This window comes from Geobacter sp. AOG2, assembly GCF_019972295.1.
Taxonomy (GTDB): domain Bacteria; phylum Desulfobacterota; class Desulfuromonadia; order Geobacterales; family Pseudopelobacteraceae; genus Oryzomonas.
Window position 1 is genome coordinate 2,763,802 of the sequence record NZ_BLJA01000001.1, and the last position, 18,841, is coordinate 2,782,642.

Sequence of the window (18,841 nt, forward strand, 5' to 3'; positions counted from 1 at the left end):
GACGGAGAGAGCAAAGCGGACGGGCGGTCTTTTCATTTTTTCCACAAAAAAAGGCCGCACGGTCAACCAACGTTGACCGCCACGGCCTTTGTCCTCCAGATGAAAGACCCCGTCCCGGACGAAATCATTCTTCTCTCCGTTATTGCTACTTCTTCGCCAGCGCCTTCCTGAGATTGGCCTGGAACGTCTCGGGGGAAAAACCGTGCATGACGACCTCGTTCGGCCCTGCCCCCAGGACAATCACCGGAATGGACTGGCTCTTGTACTTGCCGGTCAGAAGCGTCATAGCCTGGGCATCCTGCTCCACATCGCGGTTGGTGAAGGGGATGTTGTTCTTGGCAAAGTATTCCTTGGCCTCGCGGCAATGGGGACACCAGGATACCGAATAGAGCACGATCACTGGGTACTTCCGGGCCTCCTGGGCCTTGACGGGGTTGAGCTTGCTCTGGGTCGCCGGTCCGGCGGCCACCGCCCCGGACGCCACCGCCAGCGTAAGCACGACAGCGGCTACAATCTTCCTGATCATCGTTTGTTCTCCTTGGGTGAGTTGACCATTAGTTGCTGTCGCTGCAAGGTAAAGGTCAACTCCTTCTCCTCGCCCGACCGCCGTACCTTTAAAACGACCGGGGTTCCGGCGATCCCCCGCAGCCGTTTGTAAACCATCTGCCGGAAATCGCTGCCCCGGGTCGGTTTGCCGTCGATATGGGTGATTACGTCCCCCACCCTGATCCCGGCAATGTTGGCCGGCCCACCGGCCACCAGTTGCCTGACCGTAATCTCGCCGTCGGGCGCGGCCACGCCGTCGATGCCGACGCCGCCGAAGTTTTTCTCGCTGTTGGCCGCCGATACGGTAAGCGCCGTCATCATTACAAACAGGATAATCAGCACGGTTTTCATGGTTTCAATGTAGCACAGGGCGGTCAGGCAGGTCAAACGAACAAGGGGCTTGAACCTGTGTCCGATTGCACGTATCATCCTACACAAGCACTTACATGACACGGGGAACGATAAACTATGAAGACTCGGATACGGACACTTCTGGCGGGCGGCGCAAACGGCCGGGAATGCGCGGTTGCGGGATGGGTGCGCTCGGTGCGCGCCTCCAGGGAGGTGGCCTTTGTAACCCTGAACGACGGCTCCGACATGGCCGGGCTCCAGGTAGTGGCCGGGAAGGATCTGGCAAACTTCGACGCGGTCTGCCGCCTCGGCACCGGCGCGGCCCTGCGGGTGCACGGCACGCTGGTGGAATCCCCGGCGGCCGGGCAGCAGTGGGAATTGCACGCCACCGCCATCGAGATCGTCGGCGAGGCTGACGACACCTATCCGCTCCAGAAGAAACGCCACACCTTCGAATACCTGCGCACCATCGCCCACCTGCGGCCCAGAACCAATACCCTGGGGGCCGTGTTCCGCCTCCGTTCGCGCCTGGCCCAGGCCGTGCACCGGTTCTTTGCCGAGCGGGATTTCCTCTACGCCCACACGCCGATCATCACGGCCAGCGATTGCGAAGGCGCGGGTGAGCTGTTCCGGGTGACTACCCTGGATGCCGGGGCAGCGCCCGATTTCGATCAGGATTTTTTCGGCCAGCGGACCGGTCTGACCGTCAGCGGCCAACTGGAGGGAGAACTCCTGGCCCTGGCCTTTTCCGACATCTACACCTTCGGCCCCACCTTCCGCGCCGAGAACTCCAACACGCCGCGTCACGCGGCCGAATTCTGGATGATCGAGCCGGAGATGGCCTTTGCCGACCTGGCCGACGACGCCGAACTGGCCGAGGAGTTCATCCGCTATCTGTGCCGTTTCAGCCTGGAGGAGTGCGCCGACGACATGGCGTTCTTCGACCGGCATATTGAAAAGGGGCTGTTGGAACGCATCCGGCAGGTGGCCGAGGCCGACTTCGTGCGCATGGACTACGGCGACGCCATCGAACGGCTCCAACGGTCGGGCACAAACTTTTCATTCCCGGTGGAATGGGGGCTGGACCTACAGACCGAGCACGAACGCTATCTGAGCGAGCAGGTGGTGGGAGGGCCGGTGTTCATCCTCAACTACCCCAAGGATATCAAGGCCTTCTACATGCGCCAGAACAGCGACGGCCGCACCGTGGCCGCCATGGACCTCTTGGTGCCCAAGGTGGGCGAGATCATCGGCGGCAGCCAGCGCGAGGAGCGGCTGGACCGGCTGACGGCGCGCATGACCGAGATGGACATCTCCCAGGAGCCGCTCTGGTGGTATCTGGACAGCCGCCGTTGGGGGAGTTGCCCCCACGCCGGTTTTGGCCTGGGCTTCGAGCGGTTGGTCATGTACCTCACCGGGATGGACAACATCCGGGACGTGATCCCCTTCCCGCGCACGCCGCGCCACGCCGAGTTCTGAATCATTTTTCCTTCCCTTGCGTTGGCGTAATGATGGCATTGTAGCGTTCGATGGTGGCGTTGCACTTCTCCAGGGCTCCCCGGTACAGTTCCAGGTTGGTCAGGATGCCGATGCGCCCCTGATCGGACAGGCAATATTCCGCCCCCGGCTCCGAAGGATCGAGGGTTTCCACCTCGGTCAAGACCGGTTGCGGTTCAGTGGGCAGTATGGGCCGGACGCACGGCGGGCAGGTCTGGCAGCCGGCCAGCAGGTACGAGCACGCCATGATGAGCAGGGCGCGGTTGAGCACGAATAGAACTGATACATTGTTGCGTGGCCTTGTCGACAGCTTGTTTCCCATTTTGGATGTCCCCCAGTAATGTTATCGAGCCCTGCGCGGCCTGAACCTGCACCTTGAGATCGTGGTTTTGCGTTTGAAGCCGGTCACGTTCGGCCGGCACGTGGAAGCCGAACCACCATATGAGACTCACTATCGCAGCGATCCCCGCCGCCTCGGCCACAACCTTCCTGTTCTCCCACAACCAGGCGGCTATAGTGGCTACTGTCACGACGCACCTCCCGGCTCAGTGCGGGCTTTCTGCCCAATGCCGAAGCCCCCGGCCCCCAGGATCGCGGCCACCGCGCCGCCGAAAGCCAGCAGGTCCACCGGCTGACCCTTCCATAACTGAGTGATAACGGCCCCGATAACAGTTGCCAGAGCGGCGGCAATCCCCACCCTGATATTGTCATATGTCCGGCCATCGATGCCGGTCAGAATGTCCCTGATAAATTTCATAATGGCCTCCGTTACGCCTCACGGCATTGATATGCGCTTTATGCGCGTGCTTTGATCATCTCCTTGAGCTCGGCGACCTCTGCATAGGTCAGACCACCTTGGACTGCCTGCATAACCTGGTTGATCTCTTCCGTTGATACCCCATCACGCCGAAGCCACGATGGGAGGAACTGGATCTGCGATGGGTTTGCGGCGGCCTTGTCCAGCCGGTAAAAGGCGGCCACGTCCTCGGCCTCCTGAAGGAGCGTCGCTGGGTCGGCGGCGTTGATCGCGGCGATGGTGGCCGGACCGATCTTGCCGTCCGCCGCCACGCCGGCGGCCTCCTGTAGCCACTGGATTCCCCGCGCCGCACCATTAACCACGTGGTCATAGAGCCAGGTAGCCACGGCCTGATCGTTGATCTCGGACAGGCGGTATTTGTCCCAAAAATTGACTTTGTAGAAATCAACAACATACCGCTGAAGTTGGTTGATCTGTATTAGAAGCGAGTTAAAAAGCTTTACCCACTCGTAATATCCACTAGTCCCAAAATGTGGTTGTGCTGTGACTTTACTTTTTATGCCGTCAACAAACCTCCAACCGCTCCATGACGGCCAGAACTTGCGAGCAATACCCTTATAGGTCTCCCCGCCAGCGTCGGCCGGGTTGTTGGCGTAACCGCCTTCGTTCTCCATTGCCTTTGCGTGTGCTGCGTTGAAATCTGCCATAGTGTGCCTCCTTAAATAATTGTCCCATCCGTCAATCCCGACGGTTTTCCGTTCTTTTTACGCAGGTTGCCGCTGCTGTCGATCCACAGATAATAACTCCCGAGCTTCAACATCTGTTGCGCCTCTAGGATGGCCGGGGCCTGCTCGGTCGCATAGGCCGAATTGGTTGCCAAACGCTGGATGGCGATCATGAAGGCGGCATCCACAATGAACATGGTGCCCAGAGGCGAGAAGCCCTGACGCAGATGCAGGCGCTTTGCCTTCTCCACCGCCTCCAGGGCCTTGCCGACCTCACCACGGTAGCGCACCGCCAGGTAGGCGGGCATGAGCGTGGGAAAGGCATCGATGTTGCGGCCCCACCAGGAGGGTTGATCCCGGTCCAACTTCTCCCAGCCGTGGTTCCACTTCACCCGGTAGATCTCCGGGGTGGTGCCCACCGGCACCTGGTACAGCTCGGGGAAGAGCCCGGCCATACATGACGGATACCATTCGCTGCCAATCTCATCGGGTATCAGGTTGGTCGTTGACCAGTTCCATTCCTTGCTTGAGGTCTGGTAAAAGAGACCGATCCCCACGGCCAGGGGAGCGAGGAAGGCGGTATAATAGGCCGTGTCCGCATCGCCCCGCGCCGTCATCTCGGCAAGCAACGCCCGGAGCCCGGCGTACACCTCGCAGTTGTCCATCAGGTAGGACGTGCCCCAGATGGCATGATCCCCGGTGAAATCGTTCTGAAAGGTTTTGGTCAGTCCGGTGTAGGTCGGGTTGACGTACATCCATTGCGCGCTGCCGTCCACGATGATCGCCCCGTAGATCGTGCCCGACGGCGCTGCCGCCCCGGTGGTCCCCGACAGGATGCAGCGGTAGGTGTTACCGTTGGCGGTGTATTCGTCGCCGACCTTTACCGCGGCCGTCGCCGTCCAGGGTGTATAGCCCTTGACCTGGGTAAGGACGTTGTAATACATCAGGTTCTTCATGGTGGCGTAATTGGTCTCCCCGGCCGCGTTCGTCGCATCGAACCACGCAAAGTCCATGGTGTTGTTGACATAGGCGCAGGCCAGGGCCACGAACATGGCGGCATAGGAATCATTGGAATCCGGGTTGCGGTACTGGCTCATATCCGCATGGGTGTCATACCAGTAATATTTCCATCCGGCTGCGTTCGCCCGCAACCATGTCCACGTTATCCCGCTATCCGTGAACGTCCCGCTGGTGGCGTTGGTCGATCTGTTGGGCAAGGTGCTGCCACACGCCCGGGTGACCGCCGTTGTCGCCTTCCAGATATCGCCGTTGGCGACGCGCAGATCTCCGCTTGCAATCATCTCCCCGCCGGTAAAGTTTGGGTAATCGCCCGGATTCTTAAAAAGATACTTCCAGACCGCCGTGCCGTCGCTGATCCCGGTACCGGTCCAGTTGGGAGCCGTTACCCCCGTGGTGCCAGCCGTGGTGCACTCATAAACACCGTGGTTCGCGATCCGCTTGCTGCCCACAACAACGGCCACTCCGCTAAGCCACGGCACGACTATATGCTTTGTCGCACAGTTGAGCAGGGCCTTGATCCTGGAGGGGTTATAGTCGGCAATGGAGAGGAGGCCGCTGAAAACGAAGTACCAGAGGACACCGTTGTTCTGCCCGTAGCGGAAAGCTCCCTTGTACGGTGAGTCGGCAAAATAAGCCCACTTTACACCGCCATCGTTGATGACAAAGACTCCAAGGCCTGCATCCCAAAATGTGGGCATGCCCGTTGGAGCGCTGTCGCCGGTCACGCCGTAGGTGAAGGCCTGGTAGATACGGCCGTTGTTCTCGCGCAGGTTGCCGTAAAAGATGGTTTCGTTCGCCGTCCACGGGGCGATGGTTGCCGGGATGTCGAAGGTCTGCATGACCGAATCGGCGTTAAACGCCCCCTGCACCGGCTGCTTTGGTGTGGGAGAGGTCACCCGCCAGTCAAGAACCCCCTGGATGGTATTGACGCCGCTGTTGATGATCCGGGCGATCTTCAGTTTGTCCACGTACCCGGCCAACTTCCAGTAATTGTCCCCGGATTCGATCACCACACCGCCGGCGGAATCAAGGTAGATATCCATGTACCCCGCTGATTGGATGGCGATGATTGCTCCCGTGAACTCGATAAGCCGACCGTCAGAGTAATAACGTCCCGCACCGATGGTGAGTTCCGTTCCTCCGGCCGTCCAGTTCAAGGCCATGCCGGACAGGACATAAGGATAGAACACATCGGGGTAGACAACGGAATCCGAACCGCTTCCCCCATTGCCGCCGCCTCGCTGTTGTACTACCATCGTCAATCGATCCAGGGCGGTTTCCACGATCTCCGGGAAATAACCGCCCTGGTTGCGCAGGTCTATCGGTTGCAACTCCGACACCGTACGCACCAATTGCAAGGTTTCGCCCACAGCCAAGGGAGACTTGAGCGTGATCGTCCCACCGGCGTATCCGGCCGCTCCGGTCAGCGTATAGTTTGCATCCTCGATCAGGACCAGCGAGGCACCCTGGGAATTGGTTTTGGTCACCGTGATATCGGAGTTGGTCAGGAACCTGAACCCGAAGGAAAATGGCCCTGCCGTGCCCTTGCCGGTGAACGTCGCTGTGCAGGCCGTGCTGGATACCGTCATTACTGGTGCCTCCTGTAGGAGAGAATACCCGTAGCCGGGTTCCGGGATATGGCAGGGTTGTAGTCCCCGGTCAGTAGATCGTGAAGATATTGGGCAGTGATTGTTGCCGGGGCACCTTTGCCGCGGCTGGCGTTCGACATAAACCGTGCAGCTTCACAGAAGGCCTTTTCCGCTTCGGCTATGGGCTGGCCGGACGCTTCCCCCATGATCTGCCCTTCCACATGGCCGGCCGGTTCACCCACATGTGTGTCCAAGACCATCGGAGGCAGGTGCGCCAGAAACCATGGCAGGAATGCGTCGCCGGCATCAGGCTGGCGGCTATGCAGAGATTCCTTCAGTATCCCGGCAGCCACGATGCCGAACAGGAAGGCCTCGACACCGTCGGCAGGGTTTGCGCCAAGCACCCCTTGATTGGCGATACGTCGGCCGACCGATACATCATTGCCGTAGCGAACCAGGGCCGGGGCGATGAGCATGGCCATCTCCCGCGCTTTCGCGATGAGCGCGCTCGTCGACAGATCGCCGACCCGGCAGGCGTCAGGGATCATGTGGAACGCCTCGTCGGCACGGCGCACCGCCTCCATACCGTCCATACCCTTGGCCTGGGCTTCCCGGTAGCCGGAGATCCACACCATCATGGCCGCGACCCCGGCGGCCCCTGCCCGGCTTTCCACAATCCAGCGCTGCACGCCATCCATAACCGCGCCCTTGCCGGTCGCCCCCTCGCGGACCTCGGCCCTGATACGTTCAATTTCGCGGTTCAGGAGCCGCATGTGCTCGGAAGCCTCCGCGGCGAAGCGGTGCACGGCCACGGGATTACGCAGGTACTCGAACGCACCGCGCACCACATGGGGCACATCCATATTCTGCATGGCCCGGCAGGCGCTGGTCGTGATGTCGGACACGGCGTCGGCCGCCTTCTGGCCGACGATGCGGGCAAAAACGCTGGTGAGCAGCGCCCTGCGGGTATTCTCGAGCCAACGGGACGAATCGCGGCCCAGGGTGTCCTGTTCGATCATGTAAGCAACCCAGTCCAACATATTCTTGTGGGCCGGGCCCCCCAGTCGGCCCACGATTGCCTCCTTCACTACCGCGTTCTTCAACAACCGCTTCGACTGGGCGGCGAATTCCCCGAAGGTGATCTGGATGGCGACCCGGTCCAGATGCCGGACCACGACGCTCTCCAGATCAAGGGAGAGGGGCCCCACACCCACCTCTTCCATCCCATCACGGAGGAACATCCGGCCCGGCAGCGCGGCATCGGGTATCGAATCCCCATCGCCGGAGTAGTGCGGATCGAATACGATCGGATAATACCCACCCTCCAGGATGCCGTTGGCAATCCTGATCGGCCTGGTTTCAATCCAGACCGGCTCCGTGCCGGCCTGCCGACGCACGAGCGCTTCCATCTCGGGCTTCAGCGTCTCAATGGCCTTCCAGACACCGTTCACCACCGCGATCTCATCGGCGCTCAAATGCCCCAGGATTTCCCGGAGCGTGTCCGGGGACAGCCCGGGAGCGCCGCCGCCGTGGGAAAAACGGATACCGCCCCGCATCAGCAGGTCCAGGTTGCGCTCATTGCCGCAGTTCAGGGCGATGGCCACGATCTCGTCCTTGGTCAGACTGCTTCCCAGTCTCTCCATAAAGATCTTGCCATGGCTCCGGTCCACGCCTTTACCCTTTATCAGATCGAAGATAGCCGGAAAGATCGACTCCCGGACCCGGTTCAGGTGATTGGCGGCCGTGTCATAAGGCTTCCGGAAGAGGTCGTGCCACGGCCCGGAAACGGCGTGCCCGTCAATACGCTCGAAAAGGGCTTCAATCCTGATAATGGGGATGTGGATCTCCGGGGCACGCTCCGCGACCCGATCGAGAAACAACAGAGCGCGATCATCGACGATGCCCGCATTCCCGGCGGGGATTGAGGCATTCAGCTGCTCCACCAGTTGGCGTTTCGCCTCCCCCAGTGCAATCCCGGCCCCACCATTGCGAACCGTATTGACCACACCCGCCGCATGTCCGATCATGTGCAGCGTTGCGGAGACGGCCCGCAGTCCGTCCATGGGCAGGTCCCGGTAACTCACCACCCCGCGCCCCTCGTCCAAAACGGCGGCCGGGACCGGCAGGTCGATCCCCTCGTCCCGCCGCAGGTGGTCAAGAAACCGCCGCAGGCCTTCCCGCCGGGCGGGTGGTCCGTCAAGCGGCGCGTCGGCCAGGCCGAAGCGGGCAAGGAGCGCGTCTATTTGTTCCCGGAAGGGGCTTCCCGCCAGCCCCGGCACGACAAGCCCGGCGTCGGCCATGGGGCCGGTCTCCGCCACGGTTACACTGGTCTGATGTACTATCCGGATATTGACATCTCCGAAGGATGGTGCAATACTTTGAAAGAGGGTGGTAACACCTTCGGGATCGCCTCCAGGCTCACCGGGACTCTTTCTCCCGCTACGCTGCTTGGAGGCTTTCTTTTGCTCATGTTCTTCCGCATCAGGAAAAAGATCATAGAATTTATTGCCAGCCTTATCCTCTCCGACTTCTACCTGCACCCGATAGAGTTTTCCCGCCATCTCAACATCAGCATCAATCAGGTGAAATTTGACAATGCCATCCTTTCGTGGATGATCGGGTTGTTCTTCTCTTACATAATCTCCTGACTCAATGATTTCTCTCAGGAGCGGAACCATCTTCAACTTGTTGGGATCAGCACTGAAATGCTCAACCTCTTTACGTCCCTTCCGGGTAAATGCGATCTCTCCGAGATCATCCCGGTGCGCTGGCTCTTTAACTTGCAAATGTTCCCGGTACCAATCAACCGCTGCCTTACGCAGCGCCGCGAGATCATCGCCATGATCTCCAAGCTCTTTGCCGGTTAATCTGACAGGCGGCTTGGCCGCCTGATACATTTCCCGCACGCCATCAACTGACAATGATCCGGCGTCGGCAGACATCCGCCCGGCCTCCGCCCGGATCGCGTCAACCTCATCCAGGGCCGCAACCGCTTCGCTGTACAGAAAATGATTCAACAACTGGCGGGTCCTGGCTGCCGCCGCTCCGCTGAAATCCCCCCTGCTGAACAGGTCGAGAGCCTCGCGCGCCGCCGTGCGCCCACCGTCCAGGTACAGCAACGGATCGATAGTTCTGACCGGTTTTGCGCCGACCTGTTCCCGTGCCGCCTGCCGAAAGACCGCCACCGGCGGGGCGGCAACGTCGTCACCATCCCTGTTCCCCTTTCCGTGCAGAGCCGAAATCTCGGTCCGCAGCACCTCGGCCCATTGGTCGTTGTGTACAGTTTTCATGGCCTCGCCGGCCATACGGCCATCCCGCAGCAGGTCGCCGTGGCGATCCTTCATGCGTGCCTCGGCCTCGGCGGCAACGGCATTGCCCAAGGGCGGTGCCGCCAACATGGCGCGGATCATCTCGTCGGCCGAACTGAAGCCGTAGCGCTCCGCCACCAGTTCCGGGTGCGCCCCGCCCTCAACTGCGTAGAGGTAGTCCGTGGCGCTCCCCTTCGGCAGCCGTTTCAGGAATTCCTCGCCGTACATCCGCACCAGAACGGACCGGTCCAGCTTTAATCCCGGCGTGACGTTCCCGGCAAAGTCCCTGCCCTTGAGGATCTCCTGAAGCGCCCGATATACCGGGCCGGCCTGGGCCTCTGCCGTCGCCTCGTCCCGGAGCGCGGCCTGTTCGTCCCGCCACCAGGGTTTCCGCTCCCGGCGTTTCTCGGCCATCAACGTGCGAAGCAACCCCTCCTTCGCCAGTTCGCCCGCCTGCCCGGCATCCTCCCGGTACCGGTCAAACTCCGCAGGGTGCATCCCGGCATCTCCGGCCGTGGCAAAGAGCGGTTTCATCTCCTGCATGCGGCGTATCCGCCCGATCTCGGCGTCGGTTGCCGACATGCGGTCGAACACCTCCCGAACCTCCGGGGTCAATCGGACGTTCAGCGCGGTCAGGTCCTTGTAGATGCCGACCATCCAGTCTTTCATGCGCCGGAACAGGGACCGCGTCTCCACACTCGGGGCGCGGCCCTCCATGATGTACGCCTCGAAGGCCTGGGCGAGCTTCTCGTGGTGTTCCGTCCGGATATGGGCGCGGGAATCCACTCCGGCAAACGTGAGCAGGGCGGCATAATCCTCCTTGATCTGCCGGGGGGCATCGGGTCGTTCGGCCAGGTCGCCCAGGATCTCGGTGAAGAAGTGCCCCGATTCGTGGATGAACGTGGAGAGGTTGGCGTCTTTCAGCAGACCGATCTCGAAATTCCGGTCGCTGTCGAAACGGATGTAGCCGCGCTTGACAATCGGGCTGTTTTGGTGGAGAATTGCTTCCATAGATCCACTCTGGCCCGATAGACCGCGCAAAGGGGACCCGTTACCGGGTTGATTGGTCTGCGCCCTTTCCCAGAGTGGGTTTTTATTTTTAAAAAAGTCATCCCTGGCTACAACGGCAGTCTTGACATCGTAATAATCTCCGTGTGCCGAAGGGGCAAGCCGGATATAGAGAACCGAATCCTTACTTCCCTTTCTTACCAGTAACAGATTTCCCCTCTGTCCCTTGTAGATGGCATCACAGCCTGAAACAACCGCATCAACCATGCTTTCCGCCGAATCATATCCCTCGGCCTGTAACTCTTTTAACCTCTCGGGACGTTCTATGTGGATCTTCCCTTCTTTCTCGTCTCCGTTGCGCAAAAGTATAGGTGCCGACTGTCTCCCGATAACCGCTCCGATTTCGGGAGTGATTTCACCGAAAACATACCTTCCATCGGGCGCTGGAACAAAATCGTGGGATGCCGGGGCATCCGCGCTCTGGAAAAAGTGGCCCACACCCTCTGGCATGCGGCCGCTTTCCACGAATGAAATCCCGTTCTTCATTTCGATGACATCCAGTAACGGGGCACCGAACAGAGAGCCGAACGAGATCATGTTCCGTGCCGCGGCAAGGCTGCCGGGAAGGCCGGGAATAACCAGGACCATCGCCACGCCGTTGCCCTTGTGGAAGGCGGACATGATTGCCGATGAACCCGATGCGGGGTTGCCGGTCTTCAATTTGGCCATTTCAGACACGGACATGGGGACAAGAGAAACCGGCCTGGCGCTGGAGTCAACGACAATGACCCCGGAAACGCCTTCACCGTGCGATCGGGCGTACTCGATCACGTGTTCGATATAGGCAAATTGTTCCGATGTCGGTAACGCGACAATCTCCCTGTCGTAGGTCTTTATTTTCTGCGTGCGCTCTTTGTCCGTCTGCAACGAGCTGAGCGGGATTTTCTCACTCCTGTTGTCTTTCCCCTCCATCCAGACCGCCCCTTCCGTCTGGCCGACGACAACCATGCCCCTCGACTTGATCCCCGATCCGTCCAGCAACGTGGTCAGCAGCGAGATTGCACCATGGTCGGGAGGCGACGGTGTGGGGTCGCCGTTCGGGTGATTGTGGGCGAACCAGACTTCGGCGGCGCCGGGGAAATCGTGTACGACCCCCAACAGGTCCCTCGGCGATATGGAGGTGCTGTCCATCGCGCCGGTGGAATGCTGGATAATCCCGAGCACGTTGCCTTTTGCATCGGTAACGATGGCGATGGCCGCCTCTTGGGCCCGCTTGGTAAGGGGAAAGGCTATGTGGGCAGCGTCGGCTGGGGTTTTTATCCTCGTAATCGCGGAATGAAGGACACCGGTAACGACCTTTTTTATATAATCGTTGTTGGCGGGCGTACCCGATGCGCTGGTTTCTTCCCGGCCGACAGCGTCATTCAAGGCCCGAATATCCGCATCACCGGACGTTGGCGCCGCACCCCGGCCGCGGGCGGTTGCATCCTCGCCCGGGGCTTCCGAACGGCCCGTGACTTTGCTCGCGGCACCCCGTTTGGAGGATTTCTTCCTCAATGACGCGCTATCGTCTCCAAACCGCTCCGATTCATTACCGGCCGGCTCGATCAGATGCTTATCCGACTGATACAACTCCCTGACCTCATCTGCGGCAAGGCGGTTGACGGCTGACTGGAAAAGTGCATTGACAGCACGTGATTTTGAATCGATAATAAAATCAGTTAGGGCCTGGTGAATCGGAGAGTCCGGTTCGTCACTACTGGAAGCGCCCGTCCTCTTTCCAGTGCCAGGCTCTTTTTCTTTTTCAAACTCTGTCAATAACCACTGTTTTCCTTCTCCATCCCAATCCAGACGGACGACGGCCCGATGTTGGTCCGATTCGAGACGGATTCTGTTTTTGCCCCTGCTCACAACCGACGTCGTATCTAAAATGTTTTGCAGGTCGCCGGCAACTTCGGGATGTTTGATCCTGATTTTTGCAAAACCAAACCCATCCTCGTATTCTTTTTCCAGGGAACCTTCTTTCCCCCACACAAGATCGATATCCCCAACCTCGGGATGATGTAAGGCCGCGATCGCTTCGCCGGTCCGGTACTTCGCCAATCTCTCGACAGCCCTTAGGGCATCATGTTTCAGGTCGCGCCAGACAGGACCGAAACTCGAAACCCCGTCGGCCCCATATTTTGTCTGCCAGAATTCATGTGCACTTTTATCCCCGTCCAGCGCCGAGTCCATGGGGCGGGCCAACGTGAGTCCGCGCTTGACATTGTCCTTACCGGGCTGCACAAATTGAATATTGACACCATTAGCAGTATCTGAGATACTTTGATTGAGGGTGGTTTCACCCTCAAGAGAAGCCGCCGCAACGTCCGACTTGATCTCGGGCCCCCTGTGGCGGTTTCTATTTCGATCATTCTCTTTTGCATCAGGGAAAAGTTCATAGAATTTGTTCCCCCTGCGGTCTTCTCCGACAAACACCCTTGACCTTCTAATCTCTCCTTCAAGACGTACATCCGCTTCAATGACATGAAACTTGATTATGCCGTCCCGGCGTGGATGGTCCAAATTCTGAGTCTCTATATAATCCCCGTTCCGGATAATATCGCGCAGGGCGGTAACCATTTTGATTTTTGCCGGGTCGGCCCCAAAATGGCTAAACTCTTCAATGCCCTTGCGCGTAAAGGCAATGCTGCCCAAGTCGTTACGTTCCACTGGCTTGCCGTGCAGATTGTCCCGATACCATTGGAAAGCGGCTTTACGAAGCTCCTTGATATCCCCGAACTCTCCCAGTTCCTTGCCCGTAAGCACGGCAACCGGCTTATGCCCGGCCTGATACAGCTTCTTGACATCTTCCGGGGCCCCAACTATACTTAAACCATTCCCCCCATCGGTTTTGGCCGTTGAGTCCAAGGTGGAAAGAATACTTTCTGCACGCGACGTGGCGGGATATTTAAAAGAACCCGCTCCCAGGTCAGAACGACTAAACGTAGGTCTGGCTTGCGTAGCGCCGGATTGAGTACTAACCTCGCCGGAGGCATCGGGTTCTCCAATTTTCCACCCGGTTAATAGCCACGTCTTTTGCTGGCCGTGTTCTTCCAGAGAGAGCACGGCCTCTCTATCTCCATCAACTATGTGAACGTTTTTTTTGCCTTTCACAAATTTTGTGACTTTCCCACTAATCACAGTTTGAATAACCTGCCAAACAACATCAGCACCTCGCTTTTCTCCAATATGCCGGATGCCTTTTTTCTCGTCGCCCCATAAAAAAGACACATCGCTTGAACCACCATATTGTTCAAGATCAGGCCGTAATCCGTAGGCTGTGCCCTCCTCGCTTCCATTCAATATTTTATCTATTGCGGACTGAACAGTGCGCACTTTTTCCTGGTGTTCTTCGCTCTGCCACAACTCCTGCTGGCCTTTCAGGCGATCACGCACCTGCCGGTTGTCCATGCTGTTGAGATCAATCCCCGACCGATCCAAGTGGTCTTTCAACCGTATCAATTCCAGGTGGTCGTCCGATTGCTTCGGTATATCCCCTTCCCGCAAGTGTTCCAGCATCTGGTCGATTGACGCGTCCGCGCCGATCCGGCCGGCAAGGTCCGAGCCTAGAGGCCGGGCCAACTTGAGATTGTAATGCGAGTACAGCTCATAAGGATCGACACCGGCACGCTCCCCCATAACCCGGAAAGCGTTGGCAACCAAGCTGGCATTGTGCTCCGCCGTGCTGCGCTCCATACCAATGCCCATCTGCTGGCTCACCAGATCGTCATAGACCTTGTTGTACGATTCGTTACCCTTGACCGCCTCCTGCGACCGGGCAATCATGTTTTTCAGCGCGTCCACGAAACCGCCGCTTTTGTGGGCGTTCTCCTTCACCGCCTGAACGCGGGCAGAGGCCTCGCGCTGGGTGCTATCCCCCGGCGACAGCCGGGTATCCTTCACCAATTCGCCGTACTGTTCCAGCCGGGATAACGTTCCGGTGAACTCCCCGAAGGGAATCACGATGTCGGAGCCGGTGGCGAGCGCCTCACGGTACGCCTCGGGATTGGCGAGGTTTTCTGCCGCCACCCGGGATGGGTCGAGCCCGGCCGAGCGAAACAAATCGTTCCACCGCTCCACCGGGACATAGGCGTTGTCGATGCCGGCGTGTTCCGCGGCCACGCCGTCCAGATGCCGCCGCACCAGTTCAGGCGCGCGGTTATTGGCCTTGCTGTCCCGGACGGCCGCGCCGATCCCGGCAAGCGCGTCCGCCCGCCGCCCGGCCCGGTAGTGGTCGTAGAACGGGACCAGCGACTCCATCAGGCTGTCGCCGACCATCGGTCGCCCGGTCTGGAGCGCGTGATGAGCGCCGAAGAGGAGCCCCATGGCAAGGTCGTGGGCCATGGTCCCTGGGTCGAGCGGATCGATATCATCGGCCTGCTTGCCATAACCCGCATAGTTCAGCCCCGCCTTCTCCAGGCCCCGGTCCAGGGCCCCGAAGAGCGGATTGAGCGTCGCCCCCCTGACCAGGCTGCTGGAAAGGGAAGCGCCGCCGAACGGCAGCTTGGTCATGGCATAGGCGGTCATGCCGGACTTCATGGCCAGGGCCAGAGAGGTATCCGGATCAACGCCCCTGGCGGTCAGACCGTCGTACGTGTCGTTGGTGGCCTGCCCCACGACCCCGGCCAAGCCGAACCCGCCGGACAACACCAGGGGGACCAGTTCCTCGACCGAGCGCACCACCCTGCCGCCGAAGGTCTGGGACGGGTCGGCGGCGGAGCCCTCTTGAATCCGGCTGAACCGGTCATAGAGTTGCGAGGCGAACTCCTTGTAATAGTCGTCGCCGTTGACCGCATCCACCGCAGCCGCCGCCGGGAAGGCCAGCCTGGTCGCCAGCTTGCCCAGGCCCCCCTGGATGGCCCGGAAGGGCTTGGTCCCGTATTCCCGCCCAAAGTAATTCGCCTCGGCCCGGTCGCGGTCGGTGCCGAACTGCAACGTGGACCGGGACCCTCCGGGGCTCAAAGGGGCGTCGTTACGGGAACCGAACCCGTTCCGGGCCAACTCCTCGATCTGCCGGAACGTTCCCACATCGTCATGGGCCAGGGCGGCATGGCCGGGGTTGGCGAAGAACCGGGCGGTAACGGGCGGCATATCCGCCACGGCGGGGTCGAAGGCCACCGCCCTCCGTTCGGCGTCGGCCCGAAGCTCCGGGGTGGACCACGCGGGCGGGACCTGCGTATGCCGGGACAGCCCCAGGGAGCCGGCGTAGGCGTCCGCATTGGCGCCCGCAACGTTTTGCAGGTTGAGCAGCGCCAGGGTTTTGTCCCGGTTACCGTCGCTTACCTGATCGGCAAATGCATTCAGATCGTCGAGAGCCATTATCTCTTCCCCTTCGGCGTCCGTGCCTGCCGGATACCCTCGGCAAGCTGCGCTTCCGTGGGAGGAACGCCCCCTATGGTGAGTTTCCGCCGCACAAAGGCCCGCAGTGCCGCATCGTCCATAATCCGTATCTCCTTGTCGGTGATCGCGCCGGGCGACTTCTCCGTTACCCCGGAGTAGCCGGGCGCTGCGACGAAATCGGCGATGCTCTTCGCGATGACCCCGTCCAGGTCCGCCGGTTTGGGGTTGTCGCGCGCCAGACCCAGGTCGCCGATAATGTTTTGCAGGAGCAGCGCCCGGTTACCCTTTGCCTCGGGGGTCTCCCCGACCAGGCCCCGCAATGCCGGATAGACCGTGCCGTCCGGGTCCAGAGTCCGCAACGACTGAAGCTTCTCCCGCAGTTTTCCGGCCGCCGACGCGGCGTTCGGGAGATCGGCGTTGGCGCTTGCCACGAACCGTACTGCACCGTCCGTCTGTGCACCGAGCGTCGGCATCATCCGCGCCGCGGCCTGCTGAGGGGTGAGACGTCCGTACTTTCCAGCCAGATAGTCATCCTGAAAGTCCTTCAGCCTGCCCAGCTTTACGACATAATCAGTCATATTCGCCTTCGGTTTCCCTTCGCCGATCTTGAAGTGGCGTTGGGCGTAGCCGACCATATTCTCCACCGCGTCGTCCGGGATGGAGCCGCGCTGTTCCAGCACCTTGCCGTAGACCTGGGAGTAGGTCCTGCCGTCCAGGATCAGGCCGTTTACCGCGTCGGCCGCCGCCTGGGTCCGCTGTTCGATCCGGGCCCGGTAGTCCCGCAATTCCTGGTCGATCTTCGCCTTTGCCAACCGGGTGGCTTCGCCGCTCGCCCCGAACGTATCGACCCGCGCGGCGGCGGCAGCCGCATCGAAAGCATCGTTGGGGGATTGGGGGGCGTATGCGTCCCACACCTTCCGGGCAATGCCGCCGGCCTGGAGGGAATTGTCCGCAAGGGCCATTTGGGGGGCCAGTTCTTCCCGCTCCCTCTCGTCCAGCACATCGTAGTACGACTGGTACATGCCCACGGCCGCGGCCAGCCTCCCCTGCTCCACCGCACCGTTGTCGGCGGTCCCGGCCTGCGTCAATAACGACCTGATGGCCGTGGCGTGGAGCCGGGACACCACGGCCTTGACGTATTCCCGTTGCGCCGTCTCCTCCATGCCCTGGTACGTCGGGTCCGTGGCGAGCACCCCGCGTATGTTCTTTGCGGCCTCCCGGATGGAGTCCATGGTGGGGTTGTCCGCCACAAACCCGTATTGCTGCGCCGTGAACGCCGCCATCTTCTGCTCCGCGGCCTGCACCTCCTGGGCGGCCGAATGGCTCATGACCCGGTATTCCAGGTCGGGCAGATGTTCGTCGAATACCTGCCCCACGATCCGTTTCTGGCTCTCCGTGGCCGCCTTTTCCAGCCATTCGTCCCTCTTGGCCCGATAGCTGCCGAGGACATGATCCACGAGCGGCACCCTGCCGCCGTCCCCGGTCTCCACGTCGCGGGCGGCGGTGCCTTGCGTCTTCAGTGCCCCGTCGTCGCCCAGCAGCAGATCGTTCTTCGTCCTCAGCGCATCCGACGCGACATCGATCCTGAAGTTCTGGTCCACCGTGCGCCGCATCCCGTCGGCCAGATCCCATGCCGACCGGGAGAGCGCCTCCATCCCCCTCGTCAGCCCGGCCCCATACGCCTCGGCCCCCAGCGGCGTTGCCTGGGGAGTGGCCACCGGCCCGATGGGGACCGTGGGATTATCGTATCTCGGCACCTGCATCAGGTTACCCTCCCGGTCTCCGGCGCACCGCCCGCCGTAAGACCCTGTCCATGCCCCCTGAAGGGGTCGTAGTCGCGGTCATGCCGTCCTTCCGGGGCGGGGTGGCAGCGCATGACCGAAAGCGGCGCGTCCTCCGGCGCCACCGGGGTGAAGGGGAAACAACGGGCAGCCTCGGGAAGGGAGATCATGGGAGGTACCCCTTGCGCCGGGCCGCAGCCACGGCCGCCTCCACGACCTTTCGGGAATTGCCCAGGCCGCTCCGGCCCAGGGCGTCCAGCAGGTTGGGGACCCGCGCGCCCATCTCGGCCACCACCCGCCGGGCCCCGGCGATGTTCCCGTCGTAATCGGCGCCGTACCGCGCCCGGAGAGCGGTCTCCGTGTCCGCCCGTTCCCGGAGGATCGCCTCATCCGGCTTTTGCCGGCACAGGAAGCCGCCCGCCTCGGCCATGACTTCGGCGGCGTGCTGCCCTCCCACGGCGTACTCGCCGAAGACGCTGCCCAACTCCCTCATGGCGCGGTCGATTGCCCGGGCCTCTTCATGGTCCCCGTTCATGCGGGCCTCACGGGCCAGCGGCTCCAGGGCCGGGTTGACGATGGGCTCGAAGCTGTCCGGCACGTCGCCCCCCTCGGGGAACAGGGCGTCGGCCCGGTCCGCAGCACCGGTCATCCGGCCGGTATCGTCATCGTGCGACGCCACGGGCGGTTTCTCCACCGCGGCCTCGCCCAGGATCGAGGCGTTCCCCTCATCCGGGGCCGTCGGCACGGTCGCTCCGTAGAGGCGTTCCGCAAGGCTGGTGTCGTTCATGGTTTCACTCCTTTCCTGCTCTCTGGTGGCGACCCATTTCACATACAATCCTTAACCACCCCCTGGGTCCTATAGGTCCCAGAGGGTCCT

Annotated in this window: 11 protein-coding genes; 1 reads left to right on the forward strand and 10 read right to left on the reverse strand. The window is 61.0% G+C overall.

Features of this window, described 5'->3' with window-relative positions; all coding sequences use genetic code 11:
- Positions 1-145 precede the first annotated feature (145 nt).
- A complete protein-coding gene (locus LDN12_RS12710; protein ID WP_223923031.1) occupies positions 146-526 on the reverse strand; it encodes a glutaredoxin domain-containing protein in 381 nt (126 codons plus the stop codon).
- Positions 523-975 (reverse strand): PDZ domain-containing protein, encoded by a 453-nt coding sequence (locus LDN12_RS12715; protein WP_223923032.1) that lies wholly within the window; start codon positions 973-975, stop codon positions 523-525. Before LDN12_RS12715 ends, LDN12_RS12710 begins: the two co-directional genes overlap by 4 nt.
- A gap of 39 nt (positions 976-1,014) precedes the next feature.
- On the opposite strand from LDN12_RS12715, the gene asnS reads away from it, so the two are divergent.
- Positions 1,015-2,376, forward strand: coding sequence for an asparagine--tRNA ligase (gene asnS / locus LDN12_RS12720; protein ID WP_223923033.1), 1,362 nt, complete (start codon positions 1,015-1,017; stop codon positions 2,374-2,376).
- A 1-nt stretch (position 2,377) separates the two neighbouring features.
- Here the strand turns inward: asnS and LDN12_RS12725 are convergent, their stop codons facing one another.
- The 8 genes from LDN12_RS12725 to LDN12_RS12760 form a co-directional block, all read right to left on the reverse strand.
- Entirely contained in the window at positions 2,378-2,716 is a 339-nt protein-coding gene (locus LDN12_RS12725) for a hypothetical protein (RefSeq protein WP_223923034.1), read from the reverse strand.
- Between the two features lie 204 nt (positions 2,717-2,920).
- Positions 2,921-3,151: a hypothetical protein gene (locus tag LDN12_RS12730; protein WP_223923035.1), complete on the reverse strand. Its 231-nt coding sequence runs from the start codon at positions 3,149-3,151 to the stop codon at positions 2,921-2,923.
- Between the two features lie 38 nt (positions 3,152-3,189).
- Positions 3,190-3,858, reverse strand: a complete 669-nt coding sequence (locus LDN12_RS12735) for a glycoside hydrolase family 108 protein (RefSeq protein ID WP_223923036.1) — start codon at positions 3,856-3,858, stop codon at positions 3,190-3,192.
- 11 nt (positions 3,859-3,869) lie between these two features.
- Entirely contained in the window at positions 3,870-6,485 is a 2,616-nt protein-coding gene (locus LDN12_RS12740; RefSeq protein ID WP_223923037.1) for a hypothetical protein, read from the reverse strand.
- Complete coding sequence (locus tag LDN12_RS12745; RefSeq protein ID WP_223923038.1) at positions 6,485-16,162, reverse strand: JAB domain-containing protein; 9,678 nt, start codon at positions 16,160-16,162, stop codon at positions 6,485-6,487. The genes LDN12_RS12740 and LDN12_RS12745 overlap by 1 nt, the downstream gene beginning before the upstream one ends.
- Positions 16,162-17,946, reverse strand: coding sequence for a hypothetical protein (locus tag LDN12_RS12750; RefSeq protein WP_223923039.1), 1,785 nt, complete (start codon positions 17,944-17,946; stop codon positions 16,162-16,164). Before LDN12_RS12750 ends, LDN12_RS12745 begins: the two co-directional genes overlap by 1 nt.
- Positions 17,946-18,134: a hypothetical protein gene (locus tag LDN12_RS12755; RefSeq protein ID WP_223923040.1), complete on the reverse strand. Its 189-nt coding sequence runs from the start codon at positions 18,132-18,134 to the stop codon at positions 17,946-17,948. The genes LDN12_RS12750 and LDN12_RS12755 overlap by 1 nt, the downstream gene beginning before the upstream one ends.
- Complete coding sequence (locus LDN12_RS12760; protein WP_223923041.1) at positions 18,131-18,751, reverse strand: hypothetical protein; 621 nt, start codon at positions 18,749-18,751, stop codon at positions 18,131-18,133. The genes LDN12_RS12755 and LDN12_RS12760 overlap by 4 nt, the downstream gene beginning before the upstream one ends.
- Positions 18,752-18,841 lie beyond the last annotated feature (90 nt).